The organism is Prauserella flavalba, from assembly GCF_003202235.1.
Classification (GTDB): Bacteria; Actinomycetota; Actinomycetes; order Mycobacteriales; family Pseudonocardiaceae; genus Prauserella_A; species Prauserella_A flavalba.
Genome location: NZ_MASU01000005.1, coordinates 1,145,280 through 1,163,700, shown reverse-complemented (window position 1 = coordinate 1,163,700; position 18,421 = coordinate 1,145,280). Strand labels below are relative to the sequence as shown.

The window sequence follows — 18,421 nt, the reverse complement described above, 5'->3', positions numbered from 1 at the left end:
CGTTGCCCTACCGCTTCCCCGAACCCCGCACCGAGCCGAAAGCCCCACCGCGCACCGCTTACCTCGTCGCCAGCGGCGACCTGCGCCCCGCCGCGAACGTCGCGGGCTGGCCGCTGCAGCAGCAGCTCGAGAAGGCCGTCACCGCCGCGCTCGGCGACCTCGGCTGGACCGTTGTCCGCGCCCACGAACCCGAGCCGGAGAAGGGGCATGGGTTCATCGACAGCCAGCGCCGGGGACTAGAGGCCTTCCGCACCATCCCGCCGGAAGCGCCGCTCGTCGTCGCCGAGGCGGTCTGGCAGTACAGCCACCACGTGCTCGCCGGGCTACGCACCCATCGCGGCCCGATCCTCACGGTGGCGAACTTCGACGGCAGCTGGCCCGGGCTGGTCGGCCTGCTCGGCCTCAACGCCGGGCTGACCAAGATGGGCCGGGACTACTCGACCCTGTGGTCGGTCGACTTCACCGACGACTTCTTCCTCGACGGGCTGCGCGAGTGGACCGGCACCGGCCGCATCACGCACGACGCGAGCCACGTGCGCGCGCTGCCAGACCTGCCGCCGAGCGAGGAACGGGACCTCGGCGTCGCGCTGGCCGAACAGCTGCTCGCCGACAAGGCGATCGTCGGCGTGTTCGACGAGGGCTGCATGGGCATGTACAACGCGATCATCGACGACGAGCTGCTCAACCCGCTCGGCATCTACAAGGAACGGTTGTCGCAGAGCGCGCTCTACGCCGAGATGCTGCGCGTGCCGGACGACGAGGCCGACGCCGCGCGCGCGTGGCTGGAGTCGGCGGGCATGCGCTTCGAGACCGGCACCGACGAGGCCACCGAACTCACCGACCGCCAGGTCCGGGAGCAGCTGAAGATGTACGTCGCCGCGCTGCGGATCGCCGACGACTTCGGCCTCGACGCCGTGGGAATCCAGTACCAGCAGGGGCTCAAGGACCTCGCTCCCGCCTCGGACCTCGCCGAGGGACTACTCAACAACGTCGACCGTCCACCGGTGACAAGCCGCGACGGCGCCCGCGTCCTCTACGACGGCGCGCCGCTGCCGCACTTCAACGAGGCCGACGAGGGCGTCGCGGTCGACGCGCTGGTGACCAACCGGATCTGGTCGGCGATGGGCCTCGACCCGGCCACCACCCTGCACGACGTGCGCTGGGGCGAGCGCTACGGCGACGACTTCGTGTGGGTGTGGGAGATCAGCGGCTCGGTGCCGCCCTCGCACCTCACCGGCGGCTATGCGGGCGCCGTGAGCATGCGCCAGGACCCGGTGTACTTCCCGGCCGGCGGCGGCACGATCCAGGGCGTGAGCAAACCCGGGGAGATCGTCTGGTCCCGGCTCTACCTCGCCGACGGCGAGCTGCACCTCGACCTGGGCAGGGCCACGGTCGTGGAACTGCCGGCCGAGGAGACCGCGCGGCGCTCCGCCGCCACCAACCCGGAGTGGCCGATCGCGCACGTCGTCCTGCACGGCATCGGCCGTGACCAGTTCATGGCGCGGCACAAGGCCAACCACGCCCAGCTCGCCTACGCCCCCGACGGGGCCACCGCCGACGCCGCGCTCACCGCGAAGGCCGCGCTGTTCGAGCGGCTGGGCGTGAACGTCCACCTCTGTGGTGACGTGGCGCTGTGACCGGTTCACTGGTGCTCGGCGTCGACGTCGGCACCTCCAGCACGAAGGGCGTGCTCGTCGAGCGGGCGAGCGGGATTGTGCTGCGCACGGCGGTGCGGGCACACGAGGTGTCGCGGCCGCGGCAGGGGCACGTCGAGATGGACCCGCGCGTGTGGTGGGCGGAGTTCCGGGAGATCGCCGCCGAGCTGCTGAACGGCGCCGACGGACGCGTCGAGGCGGTCGGCGTCAGCGGCATGGGCCCGTGCGTCGTGCTCACCGGCGACGGCCCCGCGGGCGCGGAGGAACCGTTGCGCCCGGCGATCCTGTACGGCGTCGACACGCGCGCCACCGAGCAGATCGCGCGGCTGAGCGACGAGCTCGGCGCCGATGCCGTCCTGGAGCGCTGCGGGTCGCTGCTGTCGACGCAGGCCGTGGGCCCGAAGCTGGCGTGGGTGGCCGAGCACGAGCCCGCCGTCGCGGACCGGGCCCGCAGGCTGTACATGCCGAGCTCGTGGCTCGCCTCGCGGCTCACCGGCGAGTACGTGCTCGACCACCACTCGGCGAGCCAGTCGGTGCCGCTCTACGACTCGCGGGCCCTGGAGTGGTACGAACCCTGGGCGCGGCACATCGCGCCGCGGCTGGAGCTGCCGCCCCTGCGCTGGCCGGGTGAGATCGCGGGCGCCGTCACGGCGCGGGCGGCCGGCGAGACCGGGCTGCCCGAGGGCGTGCCGGTGATCACGGGCACGGTCGACGCCTGGTCGGAGGCGGCCAGCGTGGGCGCGCAACGTCCCGGCGACCTGATGATCATGTACGGCACGACGATGTTCCTCGTCGCCACCACCGGGGAGCGGCTGACGGTGCCGAACCTGTGGGGCACGCTCGGTGCCTACCCCGGCACCCGCAGCCTGGCCGGTGGCATGGCCACGTCGGGGGCGGTCACCGAATGGCTGCGCGGCATCGCCGGTGCGCCCGATCACGGCGAACTGCTGGCGGAGGCGCGGCGCTCCGGCCCCGGCGCGCGCGGCCTGCTGATGCTGCCGTACTTCGCGGGGGAGCGGACGCCGATCGCCGACCCGGATGCCCGCGGCGTCATCGCCGGACTGACGCTGGAGCACACGCGCGGCGACCTGCACCGCGCGGCGCTGGAGGCGACCGCGCACGGGGTGCGGCACAACATCGCGGCGCTGCGCGAGGCGGGTGCCGACCTGCGCCGGATCGTCGCCGTCGGCGGGGGTACGCAGGGCGGGCTGTGGACCCAGATCGTCAGCGACATCACCGGGATGGAGCAGGAGATTCCGTCGGTGACACTGGGCGCGAGCTACGGTGCGGCGCTGTTCGCCGCGCAGGCCATCGGCGACGCCGACGCGGAGCGGTGGAACCCGGTCAGCGAGGTCCGCACGCCCGATCCGGCCGTGCGGGAACGGTACGACCGGCTGCACCGCCTCTACCTGGACCTCTACCCGGCGACCCGGCCGGTGATCCACGACCTGGCCGCCTGGCAGCGAGACACCTGACTGCAGTGAAGGCCACCTTCACTGCGTTCAACGCAGTGAAGGTGGCCTTCACTGCAGTCCGACCGTGGCCGCTCTCCATGCACATGGGCGTCGCCGCCGGAACGATCGCAGGCGCGGTTCTGGGCGGAGGCGTGTTCGCCGCCCTGCTCTGACCCGGTCAGCCCTCCTCGGCTGCGGTGGTGCGCCCGCGGACGAACGGCGCGGCGACCAGTGCGAGCAGCCCGATGCAGCCGGCGGCGACGAACGCGGTGCGCAGGCCGTCGGCGTCCGGGGCGCCGGAACCGGCGGCGCTGCCGACCGCCGCGACGGTGACGAACACGGCGGTGCCGAACGCCCCGGCCACCTGCTGCAACGTCGAGAGGATCGCGCTGCCGTGGGAGTAGAGGTGGTCGGGCAGCACGCCGAGCGACTCGGTCATGAGCGGCGTCATCATCAGCCCGAGGCCCGCCATGAACAGCACGTGGAACGCGATGGCCGCGGCCAGCGGCGAACCCGGGCCGAGCGTGGTGAACAGCCAGAGCGAGCCCGCCATCGCCACCGTTCCCGGCAGCACGAGGGGCCGGGCCCCGAACCGGTCGAACAGTGCCCCCACGGGGCGGCCGAGCAGGCCGAGGACGAGGCCGCCGGGCAGCACCGCGAGCCCGCTGACGAAAGTGGTGGTGTTCAGGACGGTCTGCAGGTAGAGCGGCAGCAGGATCGCCGCGACGCCCAGCAGGCACATGAACAGCAGCGCGGTCAGGATCAGCGAGACCACGAACGTGCGGTGCGTGAACGGGCGCAGGTCGAGCAGTGCCCGGTCGGCGCGCTGGAGTCGCGTCTGCCGCCACACGAACGCCGCGAGCGCGGCGAGCCCGACAACGATCGGCGCCCACGGCGGCACCGGATGCTCACCAGCACCGGACTCGCCGATGGAGGACAGGCCGTAGAGCACGCCACCGAAGCCGAGCGCGGACAGCAGCACCGAGGGCACGTCGAGCGGCACGGACCTGGTCTCGCTGTCCAGCCGCAGCCAGATGGCGCCGATCACGAGCGCGGCCACCGACAGCGGCAGGACGATCCAGAACATCCAGCGCCAGCCGAGCGACGACAGCACCGCGCCGCCGATGGTCGGCCCGAGCGCCGGGGCCACGGCGATGACGATGGTGATCGTGCCCATCGTCGCGCCCCGCCGCTGCGGCGGAACGAGGCGCATCACCGTGGTCATCAGCAGCGGCAGCATCACGGCGGTGCCGCACGCCTGCACGACCCGGCCCGCCAGCAGCACACCGAAGCCGGGAGCCAGACCGCTGACGAGTGTGCCGACGCTGAACATCGTCAGCGAGGCCAGGAACACCTGCCGCGGCGTGAACCGTTCGAGCAGGAATCCCGTGGTCGGGATGACCACCGCCATGGTGAGCAGGAACCCGCTCGTCAGCCACTGGACGGTGGTGGTGGAGACCCCGAGATCGACGGTGAGGTCCCGTAGCGCGACGCTCAGGATCGTCTCGTTGAGGATCATCACGAAGGCCGAGACCACCAGCACGCCGATCAGGAGGGTGGCGCGCGGCGCGGCGGGCCGATTGTCGGACGCCGCTGCCGTGGTGTGGGCAGTGTCGATCAAGGAAGCACCTCGGGAGAAAGGAACGGTCGATGGGCCGCGACGTCGGACGCCCTCGATCAAGAATGTCATAGTCACCACCCGCCCCGGCAAACGGTTTTCGGCGAGCGCGCTCTCACCTGATCAGACGAGCACCGGTAGCGAAACCCGGTGGTCCGCCGAAAGATGACGAGAAGGGCCAGAGCACACACCGACTGAGGGGACGGTGGACGTGAACGAGCCGAGGCAGGACCCCGAGGGAAGAACCGCGCCGCCCGGCCATCCCGTGCTGATGCTGGTGCTGGCGACGATCGGCTTCGCCGTGAACTTCTGGGCGTGGGCGCTGTTGAGCCCGCTCGGCTACCGTCAGACGGTGTCGCCGTGGTTCCGCTCGATCTTCTCCCTGCAGCCGAAGCCGGAGCTGATGGCCGCCGCGCCGTGGGGCTTCCGCGCGCACGCGCTCGGGGCGTGGCTGCTGTTCGCGTTCTGGCCGTTCAGCAGGCTCGTGCACGTGTTCTCCGTGCCACTGGGCTACCTGACCAGGCCCTACATCGTCTACCGCAGCCGGGACGAACGGCTCGGCAGCCGCGAACCCCGCCGAGGCTGGGAGCCGGTGCAATGACCGGCCACCACGACCCCGTCGCGCTGCCCGGCCTGGCCGCGGAGCTGCTCGCGGAGGCGCGGCGGCAGGACTCGCGCCGCGCCGCGCGGACGGTCGCCTCCCGCTCGTCGCAACGCGCGACGGTGATCGCACTGGCCGAGGGTGCGGACCTGGGCAAACACGACGCGCCCCCGGCCGCCACGCTCCAGGTGCTTTCCGGCAAGGCCCGCCTGGAAACCGCCGACCAGGCGTGGGAGCTCGGCTCCGGCGACCTGCTGCCGATCCCGCCGGAGCGGCACGGGCTGCACGCGGTCACCGACACGGTGGTGCTGCTGACCGTCGCCCTGCGCTGACGGCGGGCCACCCCGGCCACAAAACCCGCGGCACCGTGGGTCTTGCGACCCTATCGGCGCGCGGGCCGGGGGGAGTGAGCTACGGGCGTCCATGATGACGTCGACTGCTCGTGAGGAGGCATCATGGCCGCTCCCACCATCGCGACCCTGCATGATCGAGTACGCGGTCCGGTGATCACCGCCGATGACGAGGGGTACGACGAGGCTCGCAAGGTCCACAACGCGATGATCGACCGGCGCCCTCGGGCGATCGTGCGGGCCGCCAACGTCGGCGACGTGATGGCGGCGGTCGACTTCGCGCGCGAGAACTCGCTCGCCCTCTCGGTCCGTGGCGGCGGGCACAGCGTCCCCGGCTTCGGTACGTGCGACGACGGCGTGGTGCTCGACCTGTCCGGCATGCACAGCGTGTGGGTCGATCCCTCCGCGCGAACTGCCCGCGCGGAGGGCGGCGCCACCTGGGGCGACTTCAACGCCGCGACCAACGCCTTCGGCCTGGCGACGACGGGCGGCATCATCTCCACCACCGGCGTCGGCGGGCTCACCCTCGGCGGCGGCATCGGCTACCTCGACCGCGGGTTCGGGCTGTCCTGCGACAACCTCCTGTCGGCGGGCGTCGTCACCGCGGACGGCCGGTTCCAGGTGGCCAGCGCCGAGGAGAACGCGGACCTGTACTGGGCGCTGCGGGGCGGGGGCGGCAACTTCGGCGTGGTGGTGTCGTTCGAGTTCCGGCTGCACCCGGTGGCCGACATCTACGGCGGCCCGATGTTCTTCGAGCTCGACGCGGCAGGAGACCTGCTGCGCACGTACCGCGAGTACATCGCCACCGCGCCGGAACAGCTCGGTGGCTTCCCCGCGTTCCAGATCGCACCACCGCTGCCGTTCATCCCGGAGGAGCGGCACGGCGAGCCGTTCATCGCGTTCGTGGCGTGCTGGACGGGACCGATGGACGAGGCCGAGCGCGCGCTGGCGCCCATCCGGGACGTCGCGCCGACCGTGGCCGAGCACGTCGGACCGATGCCGTACCCGGCGCTGAACAGCGCGTTCGACGCGCTCGTGCCGCCGGGGCTGCAGCACTACTGGAAGGCCAACTTCGTCACCGAGCTCACCGACGACGCGATCGCGGCGCACCTGGAGCACGGCCCGAAGGTACCGGCCGTCAACTCGACGATGCACATCTATCCGATCAACGGCGCCTGCCACCGCGTCGCCTCGGACGAGACCGCGTTCGCCTACCGCGACGCCAACTTCGCGACGGTGATCGCGGGCATGTGGCCGGACCCGGCGGACAACGAGGCCAACATCCGGTGGGTGCGGGACTACTACGAGGCCACGGCGCCGCACTCGGAGGAGGGCGGGTACATCAACTTCATGGCCGGCGACGACCAGGGCCGCATCCGCGCCAACTACGGCGGCAACTACGACCGGCTGGTGAGCGTCAAGCGCCGCTACGACCCGGACAACCTGTTCCACCTGAACCAGAACATCCGGCCGTGACGAACCACCGGTGCGGAGGGGCTCCGTCCGCACCGGACCTAACCGAGATCGGCGAGCTTGCGTTCCAGCACCGCGCGCTCGCGCTCGTTGCCGCACAGGCTCGCGGCGAGCTCCAGCTCGGCGCGGGCTTCGTCCGTACGCCCGAGGCGGGTCAGCAGCTCGCCCCGTACCGTCGGCAGCAGCTGCGACCCGGCGAGCGCGCCCGAGGCCGCGAGTTCGTCGACGATCGACAACGCCGCGGCCGGGCCACTGGCCATCGCGACGGCCACCGCCCGGTTGAGATCCACCACCGGTGACGGCGCGAGCCTGCCGAGTGCCTCGTAGAGCAGCACGACGCGATCCCAGTCGGTCTCCTCGACCGAAGGGGCCACGGCGTGGCATTCCGCGATCGCGGCCTGCAGGCCGTAGGCGCCGAGGCCCCGGCCCGCCCGTTCCGCGCGCGCCAGTGCCGCCCGGCCCCGGCGGATCGCCGCCTGATCCCAGCGGCGGCGGTCCTGGTGTTCCAGCAGCACCGGCTCGCCGTCCGGCCCGGTGCGGGCGGGGAAGCGCGCGGCAGTGAGCTCCAGCAGTGCCAGCAGGCTGTGCACCTCGGGCTCGTCGGGGACCAGCCGGGTCAGCACCCTGGCAAGGCGCTGGGCCTCGCCCGCGAGGTCGAACCGGATCAGCTCGTCACCGGAGCTGGCCGAGGAACCCTCGGTGAAGATCAGGTAGAGCACGCTGAGCACGGAGCCGAGCCGCTCGGCCCGTTCGCTCGCGGGCGGCACCGCGAACGGCACCTTCGCCGCGCCCAGCGTCTTCTTCGCCCTCGTGATCCGGGCCTGCACGGTGGCGGTCGGGACGAGGAACGCCCTGGCGATCTCGTCGCTCGTCAGGCCGCCGACCACCCGGAGGGTGAGCGCCACCCGCGCCTCCCGCGAGAGCACGGGATGGCACGAGACGAACATCAGCGCGAGCACGTCGTCGTCGATCTGGTCCGGGTCCCACGGCACGTCCCCGTCGTCGGCCTGCGGGCGGCCCGAGGCGGCGCCGCCCTCGCCCAGCTCCTGGGCGAGGACGGCGTACCGCTCGTCGAGCGCGGACCGCCTGCGGAACGTGTCGATCGCGCGGCGCCTGCCGACGGTGAGCAGCCACCCCGCGGGGTTGCGGGGCACGCCCTCACGCGGCCAGTTCACGAGCGCCTCCGCCAGCGCCTCCTGGGCGAGGTCCTCGGCCAGCGCGAAGTCGCCGGTGTAGCGCGCGAGTGCCCCGACGATCCGCGCGGACTCGATCCGCCAGACGGCGGCGACGGCCTCCCGGCCACCCATGTCAGAGCTGACCCGTGGACTCACGCCACGCCCGCTCCTTCTTGATCCACTCGTTGTCCTGCGGGAACTCGTCGATCGTGGGGACCCGGCGGATCTCGGTCTTGAAGCCGGGGCCGGCGGCGGGCAGCCGCTTGGCCCACTCGATCGCCTCCTCCTTCGACGCCACGTTGAGGAGGTAGAAGCCGCCGAACAGCTCCTTGGTTTCGCCGTAGGGGCCGTCGGTGACCACGGGAGGCTCGGAGGAGTGGTCGACCACAACGCTCTCGGCGGCGTCCTCGAGTCCCTCGGCCGCCAGCAGCACCCCGGCGCGGATCAGCTCGTCGTTGAACCTGCCGACGGTCTCGAGCATCTCGGTGAAGTCGGCGTTCTGCATCTGCGCGAGGCCCTCGTCGGTGGCGCGCATGATCAGCATGTACTTCATGGTTCCTCGTCTCCTCGGATCGGTGGGCCCTGTCCGGACCCTTTCACCGCACAGGTCGAACGGGACAGAGCGCGGATCGACACGGCCTCGAGGTTTTTTCTACCAAGACATGATTTAGTTGAACTTTCATCTATATCGGCGTACGGTCGGCATCAGCCGGTCAGTCGTACAGCGAGGAGAACGCACCATGACGATCGCGGCCGTCCGCCTCAACCACGCGGTGCTGTTCGTCAGCGACCTCGAACGCGCCGTGACCTTCTGGACCCGGGCCTTCGACATGGAGGTGGTGACGAGGGAGCCGAGGGCGAACGCGGCGTTCCTGCGCCTGCGCCGTTCGGGCAACCACCACGACCTCGGCCTGTTCGGGCTCGGTGCCGCCGCGCCCGCGCGGCCACGCGGCTCGGTGGGGCTGTACCACCTCGCCTGGCAGGTCGACACCATCGAGGAGCTCGAGCAGGCGCGGACGACGCTCGCGAACCTCGGCGCCTACACGGGCGAGTCCAGCCACGGCGCCACGAAGAGCATCTACGGCGCCGATCCCGACGGCAACGAGTTCGAGGTGATGTGGATGCTCCCGAGGTCGGAATGGGGCGCCTACGAGAACGCGGCTCCCGTCGACCGGCTGGACCTCGCCGCGGAGCTGCGCCGGTGGGGCGGCGTCCCCACGGCCGGCCGGATCGTGACCGGGGAGAAAGGCCGGTGAGCGCGGGCACGTTCGCCGAGCCGGTGGTGGTGACGGCGGGCAGCGCCGATCCGCGTGCCCCGCTGGTGGTGCTGCTGCACGGCCGCGGTGCCGACGAGAACAGCATCGTCGGCCTCGCCCGCGCGTTGCCGCAGGGGCCGGAGTACGCAGCGGTCCGCGCGCCGATCGCCGAGGGCGGCGGGTACGCGTGGTTCGCCAACCGGGGGATCGGGCGCCCCGTCGCCGAGTCCCTGCGCGCGACGATGGACTGGTTCCGGACCTGGCTCGACGCCGCCGCCCCGGACGGCCGCCCCGTGGTGCTGATCGGGTTCAGCGGCGGGGCCGCTTTCGCGGGCGGGCTGATCCTGGACGACCCCGCGCGCTTCGCCGGTGCCGCCGTGCTCTACGGCACGCTGCCGTGGGACGCCGGGGTGCCGGCAGGCCACGGGCGGCTGGCCGGGCTGCCGGTGTTCGTCGCGCAGGGCACCGAGGACACGGTGATCCCGCGCGAGCTGCTCGACCGCACCTGGACGTACCTGAACGCCGAGTCCGGCGCGCTGTGCACCGCCCGCCGCGACGCGGTGGGGCACGGCATCGGCCAGGCCGCACTCGAACAGCTCGGGGAGTGGCTGAGCCAACGGGTCACCCTGCCCGCCGCGGGCTGACGCCGCGAGCGCACGACTCGGCGTCCGGAGCGCACGACTCGCGGTCGGGAGCGCACGACTCGCGCGGTGGTCGGCGGCGGGGGTGTACAACGAGAGGCGTGCCGAGCCTGGTTTCCCGCGCGGGCGGGTAGCGCGTGCTGCAGCTACTCCTCGCCTCCGCCGGAGTGCTCTTCGGCGCCGCCACCCAGCGCACCACCGGACTCGGCTTCGCGCTCGTGGCCACGCCCTTCCTGGTGCTCGTGCTCGGTCCGCAGACCGGCGTGACGCTGGGGAACCTGCTCTCGGCGTCGTTGTGCGCGCTGGTGCTCACCCGCACGTGGCGGCACCTCGACGTGCGCCGCGCGGCGCTGCTGGCCGTGCCCGCGCTCGTGGTGATCCCGTTCGGCGCGTACGTGGTCCGCACCCTGCCGCAGTCGATGCTGCTGGTGCTGGTGGGCGGTCTCGCCGTGGTGGCGATGCTGCTCGTGGCTGGCAGCGAGCGGGCGGCGGTCCTGCGCGGCCGGGTGGGCGCGGTCGTCGCGGGCGCCTTGTCGGGCTTCATGAACGTCACCGCCGGGCTGGGCGGTCCGATGATCACGGTGCACGCGCTGTCGGAGCGCTGGGAGCCCGCCCGGTTCGTGGCGACCGCCCAGGCGTACCTGCTGGTGGTCAACTGTGCGTCGCTGGCCGCGAAGGGGCTGCCGGCCATTCCGCTCTGGACGCTCGCGGCGGCCGTGGTGATTCTGCTGCTCGGCGCCGTGCTGGGGGAGCGGGTCGCGAACCGGATCGACCGCAGGGTGGCGCACCGGCTGGTGGTCGTGGTCGCGCTTCTCGGCGGGCTGGCCGCCATCGTGCGCGGCCTGCTCACCGCGGGGGACTGACGAGGCCGGTTTTCCTCCTTTGGTGCGACCCTGGTCGGATGCGCGATGACGGCGTGCGCGCGATGCTGACGATCGTGAAGGCGAGTTCCTCTTCCGTTCGCACGGCGGCTCCGTGGCACCTGTGGGTCGTGGGCGTGGTGTTGCTGCTGTTGTACGCCATCGGCGCGTACGACTACGTGCTGACCCAGGCCCAGGACGCCGCGTACTTCCAGTCGCAGGGATACGGACCCGAGCAACGCGACTACTTCACGGACTATCCCGTCGTGCCGCTGGTGTTCTGGACCGTGAACATCGTGGCCGGTCTGGCTGCGGCCGTGCTGTTGCTGCTGCGCTCGCGGTGGTCGCTCGCCGCGGTCGCGACCGCCGCGCTCGCGCAGCTGTGCCTGCAGATCATCACCTTCGGGTTCATGGACCGCTGGAGCGTGCTCGGGCCGCGGCTGTCGCTCCAGGACCTCGGTGTTCTGCTGCTGACCTTCCTCGTCTGGGGCTACTGTCACCGGATGCGCAGGAGGAACGTGCTCACCTAGAGCGCGGGCGCGAGATCCTCCCACCGCACCACCCAGCCCTGGTCCGGGAACCCGGGCGCCGTGCCGTCCGGCCCCGGCCTGCCGGACACGCCGGAGGGACCGCCAGGGGATTCGCCCCAGCCCGCGCACATCATCGCGACGGCGTAGAGCAGCCCGCCCGCGGAGGGGAAGTACGGCGAGGGCACGCCGCTCTTGCCGCTGGCGGGCAGGCCGGTGCCGGTGAAGCCGAGCCGTTCGTGCAGCAGGTAGTCCACGGCGGTCGCCGGATCGCCCAGGCGCGCCGCGTTCATGGCCAGCAGCGGGAAGTCCCAGCTGTAGAGGTCGGTCACCGGCCACGTCTCGTACACCTTGCGCGTCGTGGCCCGCATGGTCTCCACGTCGACGCCGTCGCCCGGCAGCATCCCGAACGGCGCGATCGGGTCCGGATGGTTGGTGTTGCGCTCGGTCCACATGTTCGGCACGCCCTCGTAGAGCACATAGACGCCGTCCTCGACGGGCAGCGGCGCGAGGCCGTCGAGCACCTCGTCCCAGTACGGCTCGCGGCCAGTGCCGAGCCGTTCGCGCCAGGCCTGGGCGATGCGCAGGCCGAACCGCCAGTACGACAGCTCGAAGGCCGGATTCAACGTCTCCGCGGACGGGTTGCGCTCGTTGCAGCACATGATCGGCGGGCCGATCACGAACCGCCCGCTCTCCTCGCGGTTGGCGAACGAGGCGATGAACTCGGCGCTCTCGTGGACGACCTCACGCCACTTCAGCAGCGTGCGCCTGCCCGGATGGGCCTGGTAGTCGAGCTCGGCGAGGAAGATCGGATGCGGCTGCTGCCAGATCAGCAGGCACGTCGGGGTTCCCGGCGACTCGCGGCCGATGGCGTCGCCATGCGTCGTCGTCATCTTCGGCCACCGCGCGCCCCTGAAGCCCTGCGACTTCGCCAGCCTGCGCGCGTTCGGCAGGAATCGCTCGTAGACGTCGGTGCTGCGGTCGAGCAGGGGCCAGCGGTTCCATAGCGCGTACTGGAAGGCGTGCCACCAGTACATCTCCATGTGGAACTTGCCGTACCAGCCGTTGTTGACCAGCCCGGACTCCTGCGCGGGGTCGTTGCCGGCGTCGTTGACCGCCAGGTGGTACTGGCTCAGCACGATCCGGCGCTCCAGCTCGCGCCAGCGCGGATCGCTGCTGCCTGAGAGATCGACCGCACCGCCGGTGCGCCAGTGCCGGGGCCACCAGTGCTCGCTCTGTCGCACCACCTCGGCCGCGGCCGGCACGGCACCGCTGACCTCGGGGGCGAAGAGGGCGGCCACGTCGAGGTGGTCGCCGCTGCCGGTGATCTCGTAGCGGTGCCGGGCCGGATCGGTGCGGCGCAGCTGCGCGCCCGCCGAGAGGTTGAGGCCGACCTGGTAGCGCGTGGCGTCCATCGTGTGCGTGACGATCACGGTGCGGCCGCGCCTGCGCAGGCTGGTGGCGTGCAGCTCGGGGCGGTCGTAGAAGCCGACGTAGGGCGCCTCGAACTTGTTGCGGCCCGCCGCCGTGGCGTAGGGGAACTCCAGGAACGCCGTCAGGCGGCCGAGCCGGACGAGAGCGGAGCTGATCCGCGCGGCCACCACGTCCTCGCCGGGGTGGCACGCGGTTTCGACAGTGACGCGGTGGCCCTCCAGCCGGAAGGAGCTTCGGAGCACGCCCGTCCACGGGTCCAGTTCCTGGACGACGTCGGTGAGGTCGGCCTCGACCGCCTCGCCGCCGTCCTCTTTGAGCAGTCGCAGGCCGAGCCGGCCGAGGTTGGCCCGGTGCGGGTTCTCGCGCAGCCAGTTGTGCAGCTCCGGCTCGTTGTCGTCGTCGGTCCAGTAGTAGACGTCGCGGCCGTAGGTGTCCCAGATCGTGCCCCGGTAGTCGGAGATCTGCTTGCCCGGGGGCAATGCGTCCACGTGCCAGCCCCAGTCGGAGAGGGTGTTGAACGGCACGAAGGTCTGCAGGCCGGTGACGTCGGCGCCGAAGGCGAAGCGGCCGTTGCCCACCTGGATCGGCAGTTCGAGATCACTGTGGTGGCGCACCACCCGGTGCCGGGACACCAGCGCGAAGCGGTCGATGCGGGTGCCGGGCCGGCTCTCGCCGCGAGGAGCCGCGGCGGCCTCCGCCTGGAGTACGCGGGACATCAGGGTCGCGGAGGCCACCGCGGCGGCTCCCTTGACGACGGTTCTGCGGGAAAGCCTGCGCTGCTCGGTCACGTACCGGTCCCTCCTTGGATCGGGTGTGACGTTCGATGAAACGTTTCATTCGAACGGGTGCCGTGACGGTACCCAGCGGCCGATCATGCGGCAAGCCTCCAGCGGGGCGGCCGCACCACGGTGACCGGTTCCGGCCACGGATGTCGGTGCCGTGCCCTACTGTCCCGGGCCATGAACGTCATCCTGATTCCCGGGCTGTGGCTCGTAAGGAGCCTTCACCGCACGCCGAGACCGCCCCCAAGGCCACCTTTGTTGCGTTGAGCGCACCCAAGGTGGCCTTGGGGGCGGGTACTCACGGGGCGATGCCCACGCCCGGGACGTGGCGCAGGGCCCGCTCCTCCGCCGTGCTGAGGGCGGGCCAGCGCTGACCGGCACGCCGCGGGTACACGCGCGACTCATAATCGGCGGGCTGGTAGGCGGGTGCGAAGAAGCAGCCCGTGCCGTAGCGGGCGTCGAACGCCGGGCACGCTCGCGCGACCGACTCCGGGTTCGGCGCGCGGCCGGTCCGCGCCCACTCCGACAGTGCCGACAACGCCGTGGCGTACCCGGCGTCGCTCAGCGAGCTGTGGTCGGCCTCGGTGGTGAAGGTCTGCACCAGCCACCGCCCGGCCCCGGCGCCTTTGAGGCTTGCGCGATAGGCCGACTCGTGCTCGACGAACGCGGTGGGATCGTCGATGGCGTGCAGCGTGAGCACGGGGATCGACACGGCGCCGGTCGGGTCGCTGTCGAAGGACAGGTCGCGCACCGCGGACGGGTCCGGGGAGAACCGCTGGACCCCGGCGTTGAGTGCCGCGTCGTCGTGCGAGCCGGTGTAGCGCACGAGCTTGTTGCCGAACGGGTTCCGCCCGCCGAGCCGGTGGTGGACGATGTCGCGGAAGGTGAACGTCGCGAAGCGCAGGTGCGACTCGAGCGTGCGCTCCGGGATCCGGGTCACCGCGAGGATGTCGTCGAGGTTCCGCCGTTGCTCAGCCGTGCGCTCTGCTGGTGCGGACTGGTAGCCGGTGCATTCCTGCAAGCGGGAGCGCAGGTCGGCCGAGGTCATCGTGGAGTCCTCGGGCAGCCCCATCCACAGTGGATACTGCGGTTCTTCGGGGCGCGGGTGGTTACCGCAGTAGTACTGGTACACCACGCGCAGATCGACGCGGTAGTCGTAGCCGCGGGAGCCGCCGGCGAGCACCCCGTTGGTGAGCAGCGCGCCGTCGTAGGGCCCGCGCGGGCCTGCCCCGTAGACCTCGGCCACCTTCGCGGCGACGTCGCCGCCCCAGGACTGGCCGTGCACGAACGTGTACCGCGGCCGTCCGAATTCGGTCACGAACAGCCGCCGCAGGTTCTCGGTGTCCGCGGCGGCCATGCGTGCTCCGTAGCCGCCGCGCCGGTAGGACGAGCCCGCCCAGGCATAGCCTTCACGCACCATCACCGACCAGCGGGCGAGGTCCTCCACGCTGCGGTCCGGGTCGGAGCCTTCGCCGAGGTCGGGTCCGCCGTGGGCGTGCAGCACCAGCGAGCCGTTCCAGTCGTGCGGGATGGCGATCGCGTAGTAGGCCCCGTTCGAGTCCTGCCCGGTGTGGCAGGTCGCCACCTCGGCGAGCTCGGCCGGGCATTCCGCGGCGGCCGCCCGCGGAGGGCCGCCGGCGAGCAGGCTGCCCGCCAGGGCGGCGACGGCGAGTCCGCTCGCCAGCGCTCGGCGGCGTGGTGACTGGCTCCGGTGCACGACGACCTCCTTCGGTCTCCGGCGCACCCTTGCGCCGGGCCCTGAGATGCTAGGCGCGGGTCACCGCCCGCCGGAGGTTTCGTTCATAACGGTCGCGGTCGGGCGTCGCAGCCCCCACGCGGTGTCGAGCGCGTCCTGGGTGAGCACGGCCGTGGGCGGACCCTCGGCGAGCAGGCGGCCGTCCCGCAGCAGCAGGCAGTGGTCGGCACGGTCGGCCTCCGCGAGGTCGTGCGTCACGTGGACGACGGCCGTTCCCGCCGCGGCCGCGTCGGCGAGCGCTGCGGCGATCGTCCTCCGGGCAGGTATGTCGAGACCCGTGGTGGGCTCGTCGAGCAGCAGCACCCGCGACCGTTGGGCGAGACCCTGCGCGACCAACGCCCGCTGCCGCTGCCCGCCGGACAAGGAACCCAGCCGTCGGCGGGAGAGGCCGGTGATCTCGAGGCGGTGCAGTTCCTCGGCGACGATCTCACGGTCCTCTTCGGACAGCCGGCGCCACGGTCCCCGGTGGGCCCACCGGCCCATCGCGACGGTCTCGTGCACGGTGATCGGCAGGCTGTCGGACACGGCGCTGCGCTGCACCACGAAGGCCGGCCGTACGCCTGCCGGCAGCGTCACCGAGCCCGCGTCCGCGCGGAGGACGCCCGCGACGACGGACAGCAGCGTTGACTTGCCCGAGCCGTTCGGGCCCACGATCGCCGTCACGCCCGCGCGCGGAAGGCGCGCGGTGATCGCGTGCAGCACCGTCCTTCCCGCGTACCCGGCGGCCACCCCATCGAGTTCGATACCGCTCGACCCATCACTGTGTGTCATGACACCTCAAATTGAAACGACAATCGTTTTCACTATAGGGTCACTCGCCGTGGAGTGGTTGATCGCCCCGTTCGACGTGTCCTTCGTGCAGCGGGCGTTGTGGGGCGGGGTTCTCGTATCGCTCATCTGCGCGCTCGTCGGCACCTGGGTCGTGCTACGCGGCATGGCCTTCCTCGGTGACGCGATGTCGCACGGGATGCTGCCCGGGGTCGCGCTCGGTTCGCTCGCGGGCGGCAACCTGCTGCTGGGCGCCGCGCTCAGCGCCGGGGTGATGGCACTCGGGGTGACGGCGCTCGGCCGCTCGCGCCGGTTCTCGCAGGACACGGCGATCGGCCTGCTGTTCGTGGGCATGCTCGCGATCGGCGTGATCATCGTGTCGCATTCGCGGTCCTTCGCCGTGGACCTCACCGGCTTCCTGTTCGGCGACGTGCTCGCGGTGCGCGAGCGGGACCTCGGCTTCCTCGCCGCCGCGCTGGCCGTCGCCGTGGTGGTGTCCCTGCTGGGCTACCGCGCGTTCGTGGCCCTCACCTTCGACGCGCGGAGGGCACACACCCTGGGGTTGCGCCCGCGCCTCGCCCACGCCGCGCTGCTGGGGCTGCTCACCCTCGCGATCGTCGCCTCATTCCACGTCGTCGGCACGCTGCTGGTGTTCGGGCTGCTCATCGCACCGCCCGCCGCGGCGATGCTCTGGGCGAGCCGCATCCCGCTGATCATGCTCGGCGCCGCCGTGCTCGGCTGCGTCGCGACGGGCACCGGACTGCTCGTCTCGTGGTACTGGGGCACCGCCGCCGGAGCCACGATCGCCGCCGTCGCCGTGGCCCTGTTCTTTCTGTCCGCACTGGCCGCTCGCGTGCGCGAGCACGCGAGCCGCACCACCACTGAAGAGGGGATCCCACAGTCATCGTGAGAGCACACACCAAGGCCGCCGTGCTGGTGGTGTCCGCCGGGCTGCTGCTCACCGCGTGCGGCGGTGAAACCCGGCCCGAACAGTCCGAGCCCACGCCGCACGGCTACGTGGAGGGTGCCGAGGAGACCGCGGAGGCGCAGTCCCGCCTCGTCCTCGCCGACCCGAGCGGGGCGGTCAGGGTCCTCGACCTGATCACCGAGGAGGTCACGCGCCTCGACGACGTGCCCGGGGTCGAGGGCATCAGCACCGACGGCCGGTTCGCCTACCTGGCGGCGGGGCGGTCGACCCACGTCGTCGACAGTGGATCGTGGATGGTCGACCACGGCGACCACGTGCACTACTACCGCGCCGACATCCGGGGCGCAGGCCGGATCGACGGCAACGCCGTCGCGGCGCACAGCGACTCGGCCGTCACCGCCGTGGTGCTGGAGGACGGCACGTCGGCGCTGCTGGACCGCCCGGCACTGGAGGACGGCGACACTCGCGCCCGGCAGCCGGTGAACGGTGTCGCCGTGCCCTACGGGCAGCGGCTGCTCGTCGCCACCGGCGACGGGATCGCCGTGCGCGAGCGCGACGGCGAGGGCGGGCGCGCGATCGGCGAGCCGTGTCCCGACCCGGAGGGCACCGCGGTGACGCGGCGCGGGGTCGTGTTCGGCTGCGCCGACGGCGCGCTGCTGGTGAGCGAGGACGACGGCACGTTCACGGGCGAGAAGATCCCGTACCCCGGCCCCGTTCCGGACACCGAGCGGGCGGCCGGGTTCACCCACCGGCCCGGCAGCGCGACACTCGCGGCGACCGCGGGGGAGCGCGGGGTGTGGTCGCTCGACGTGTCGCAGCGGTCGTGGAGCCGCGTCGAGACGGGACCCGTGGTGGCCGTCAACGCCGTCGGCGAGGGCGGCCCGCTGCTGACCCTCACGGCCGACGGGGTGCTGCACGCCTACGACTCCGCCACCGGGGAGCGGCTGGCGAGCAGGCCGCTGCTGAGCGCCCCGGTCGAGGCAGGGACGACGCCGGTGATCCAGGTCGACACCAGCCGCGCCTACGTCAACGATCCGGCGGGCCGCCGCGTGTACGAGGTGGACTACAACGACGACCTGCGCGTCGCCCGCACCTTCGACCTCGACATCACGCCGTCGCACCTGGTGGAGACGGGCCGGTGAG

Annotated in this window: 18 protein-coding genes; 12 read left to right on the top strand and 6 right to left on the bottom strand. The window is 72.1% G+C overall.

All coding sequences use genetic code 11. The features are described 5' to 3' along the window. Positions 1-2: 2 nt before the first annotated feature. From BA062_RS13030 to BA062_RS39800, 3 genes are read left to right on the top strand one after another with little or no spacing between them, the layout of a single operon-like run. The gene (locus BA062_RS13030) at positions 3-1,637 is read left to right on the top strand and encodes a fucose isomerase (RefSeq protein ID WP_110336305.1); all 1,635 of its coding nucleotides are present in this window, start codon (positions 3-5) and stop codon (positions 1,635-1,637) included. After that, positions 1,634-3,130, top strand: coding sequence for an FGGY-family carbohydrate kinase (locus tag BA062_RS13025; RefSeq protein WP_110336304.1), 1,497 nt, complete (start codon positions 1,634-1,636; stop codon positions 3,128-3,130). Before BA062_RS13030 ends, BA062_RS13025 begins: the two co-directional genes overlap by 4 nt. A gap of 5 nt (positions 3,131-3,135) precedes the next feature. Continuing rightward, entirely contained in the window at positions 3,136-3,282 is a 147-nt protein-coding gene (locus BA062_RS39800; protein ID WP_168213933.1) for a hypothetical protein, read from the top strand. A 5-nt stretch (positions 3,283-3,287) separates the two neighbouring features. On the opposite strand, the gene BA062_RS13020 is transcribed toward BA062_RS39800, so the two are convergent. Then, positions 3,288-4,730: a DHA2 family efflux MFS transporter permease subunit gene (locus BA062_RS13020; protein WP_245959797.1), complete on the bottom strand. Its 1,443-nt coding sequence runs from the start codon at positions 4,728-4,730 to the stop codon at positions 3,288-3,290. A gap of 268 nt (positions 4,731-4,998) precedes the next feature. Between BA062_RS13020 and BA062_RS13015 the strand changes: the two genes are divergently transcribed. From BA062_RS13015 to BA062_RS13005, 3 genes are all read left to right on the top strand, one after another. Continuing rightward, on the top strand, positions 4,999-5,328 hold the full coding sequence (locus BA062_RS13015) for a respiratory nitrate reductase subunit gamma (protein ID WP_168213993.1): 330 nt from the start codon (positions 4,999-5,001) through the stop codon (positions 5,326-5,328). Then, the gene (locus BA062_RS13010) at positions 5,325-5,660 is read left to right on the top strand and encodes a cupin domain-containing protein (RefSeq protein WP_110336302.1); all 336 of its coding nucleotides are present in this window, start codon (positions 5,325-5,327) and stop codon (positions 5,658-5,660) included. Before BA062_RS13015 ends, BA062_RS13010 begins: the two co-directional genes overlap by 4 nt. Before the next feature lie 123 nt (positions 5,661-5,783). Then, positions 5,784-7,154 (top strand): FAD-binding oxidoreductase, encoded by a 1,371-nt coding sequence (locus tag BA062_RS13005; RefSeq protein WP_110336301.1) that lies wholly within the window; start codon positions 5,784-5,786, stop codon positions 7,152-7,154. Positions 7,155-7,192: 38 nt separating this feature from the next. On the opposite strand, the gene BA062_RS13000 is transcribed toward BA062_RS13005, so the two are convergent. Together BA062_RS13000 and BA062_RS12995 are read right to left on the bottom strand one after the other, a co-directional pair. Then, on the bottom strand, positions 7,193-8,458 hold the full coding sequence (locus BA062_RS13000; RefSeq protein WP_110336300.1) for an RNA polymerase sigma factor: 1,266 nt from the start codon (positions 8,456-8,458) through the stop codon (positions 7,193-7,195). 1 nt (position 8,459) lies between these two features. Continuing rightward, positions 8,460-8,879: a YciI family protein gene (locus BA062_RS12995; RefSeq protein ID WP_110336299.1), complete on the bottom strand. Its 420-nt coding sequence runs from the start codon at positions 8,877-8,879 to the stop codon at positions 8,460-8,462. 187 nt (positions 8,880-9,066) lie between these two features. Here BA062_RS12995 and BA062_RS12990 point away from each other — a divergent pair, with 187 nt between their 5' ends. From BA062_RS12990 to BA062_RS12975, 4 genes are all read left to right on the top strand, one after another. Continuing rightward, a complete protein-coding gene (locus BA062_RS12990; RefSeq protein ID WP_110336298.1) occupies positions 9,067-9,582 on the top strand; it encodes a VOC family protein in 516 nt (171 codons plus the stop codon). After that, positions 9,579-10,226 carry an alpha/beta hydrolase gene (locus BA062_RS12985; RefSeq protein ID WP_245959796.1) on the top strand — a complete coding sequence of 216 codons (648 nt, stop codon included), beginning with the start codon at positions 9,579-9,581 and terminating at the stop codon, positions 10,224-10,226. The genes BA062_RS12990 and BA062_RS12985 overlap by 4 nt, the downstream gene beginning before the upstream one ends. A 134-nt stretch (positions 10,227-10,360) precedes the next feature. Then, positions 10,361-11,086, top strand: a complete 726-nt coding sequence (locus tag BA062_RS12980) for a sulfite exporter TauE/SafE family protein (protein WP_110336296.1) — start codon at positions 10,361-10,363, stop codon at positions 11,084-11,086. Between the two features lie 38 nt (positions 11,087-11,124). Then, positions 11,125-11,613: a hypothetical protein gene (locus BA062_RS12975; RefSeq protein WP_110336295.1), complete on the top strand. Its 489-nt coding sequence runs from the start codon at positions 11,125-11,127 to the stop codon at positions 11,611-11,613. Here the strand turns inward: BA062_RS12975 and BA062_RS12970 are convergent. From BA062_RS12970 to aztA, 3 genes are all read right to left on the bottom strand, one after another. Next, positions 11,610-13,832 (bottom strand): hypothetical protein, encoded by a 2,223-nt coding sequence (locus BA062_RS12970; RefSeq protein WP_110336294.1) that lies wholly within the window; start codon positions 13,830-13,832, stop codon positions 11,610-11,612. The genes BA062_RS12975 and BA062_RS12970 overlap by 4 nt on opposite strands. A gap of 292 nt (positions 13,833-14,124) precedes the next feature. Further along, positions 14,125-15,543, bottom strand: a complete 1,419-nt coding sequence (locus BA062_RS12965) for a hypothetical protein (RefSeq protein WP_210406830.1) — start codon at positions 15,541-15,543, stop codon at positions 14,125-14,127. Positions 15,544-15,603: 60 nt separating this feature from the next. Then, complete coding sequence (gene aztA / locus BA062_RS12960; RefSeq protein WP_110336292.1) at positions 15,604-16,353, bottom strand: zinc ABC transporter ATP-binding protein AztA; 750 nt, start codon at positions 16,351-16,353, stop codon at positions 15,604-15,606. Positions 16,354-16,402: 49 nt separating this feature from the next. Between aztA and aztB the strand changes: the two genes are divergently transcribed. Together aztB and BA062_RS12950 are read left to right on the top strand one after the other, a co-directional pair. After that, positions 16,403-17,260, top strand: a complete 858-nt coding sequence (aztB, locus tag BA062_RS12955) for a zinc ABC transporter permease AztB (RefSeq protein ID WP_110336291.1) — start codon at positions 16,403-16,405, stop codon at positions 17,258-17,260. Further along, complete coding sequence (locus BA062_RS12950; RefSeq protein ID WP_110336290.1) at positions 17,257-18,420, top strand: WD40 repeat domain-containing protein; 1,164 nt, start codon at positions 17,257-17,259, stop codon at positions 18,418-18,420. The genes aztB and BA062_RS12950 overlap by 4 nt, the downstream gene beginning before the upstream one ends. Position 18,421: the final 1 nt, after the last annotated feature.